Genomic DNA, 1196 nt, shown 5'->3' on the forward strand with positions numbered 1-1196 from the left:
GCGGGCAAGCTCGCCGACCTGCGTAGCCGCCGCGAAGCAGCGATGGCACCGTCCGGCGAAGCCGCGATCGAGAAGGTGCACGCCAAAGGCAAGCTGACCGCCCGCGAGCGCATCCTCGCGCTGCTCGACGAGGGCTCGTTCGTCGAAATGGATGCGTTGGCCCGCCACCGCTCCCAGAACTTCGGCCTCGCCGACAACCGCCCCTTCGGCGACGGCGTCGTCACCGGCTACGGCACCATCGACGGCCGCGACGTCTGCGTCTTCTCCCAGGACGTCACCGTCTTCGGCGGCTCCCTCGGTGAAATCTACGGCGAGAAGATCGTCAAGGTCATGGACCTGGCCATCAAGACCGGCCGCCCGCTCATCGGCATCAACGAAGGCGCAGGCGCCCGCATCCAGGAAGGCGTCGTCTCCCTCGGACTCTACGGCGAAATCTTCCACCGCAACGTCCAAGCCTCCGGCGTCATCCCCCAGATCTCACTGGTCATGGGCGCCGCCGCCGGCGGACACGTCTACTCCCCCGCCCTGACCGACTTCGTCGTCATGGTCGATCAGACCTCGCAGATGTTCGTCACCGGCCCCGACGTCATCAAAACCGTCACCGGCGAAAACGTCACCATGGAAGAACTCGGCGGCGCCCACACCCACATGGAGAAGTCCGGTGTCGCGCACTACGTCGCCTCCGGCGAACAGGACGCACTCGACTACGTCCGCGACATCCTGTCCTACCTGCCGAGCAACAACCGCGCCGAGGCACCCCGCTTGGCCCCCTCCGACCCGATCATCGGCGGCATCGAGGACAACCTCACCGACGAGGACCTCGAACTCGACACCCTGATCCCGGATTCGCCGAACACCCCGTACGACATGCACGAGGTCATCCGCCGCATCCTCGACGACGACGAATTCCTCGAAGTCCAAGAAGGCCGCGCCCGCAACATCATCGTCGGCTTCGGACGCGTCGACGGCCGCTCGGTGGGTATCGTCGCCAACCAGCCCACCCAGTTCGCCGGCACCCTCGACATCGACGCCTCCGAGAAGGCCGCACGCTTCGTCCGCACCTGCGATGCGTTCAACGTCCCCATCATCACCCTCGTCGACGTCCCCGGCTTCCTCCCCGGCACCGGGCAAGAGTTCAACGGCATCATCCGCCGCGGCGCGAAACTGCTCTACGCCTACGGTGAAGCCACGGTCGG

At 66.4% G+C, this 1196-nt stretch carries 1 protein-coding gene; it reads left to right on the plus strand.

Translation table 11 applies throughout. The annotated features are described in order from the left end of the window. A partial coding sequence (locus DK926_RS26240; RefSeq protein ID WP_207890928.1) for an acyl-CoA carboxylase subunit beta occupies positions 1-1196 on the plus strand: 1196 nt, incomplete at both ends.

The organism is Rhodococcus sp. Eu-32, assembly GCF_003336925.1.
Lineage (GTDB): Bacteria > Actinomycetota > Actinomycetes > Mycobacteriales > Mycobacteriaceae > Rhodococcoides > Rhodococcoides kyotonensis_B.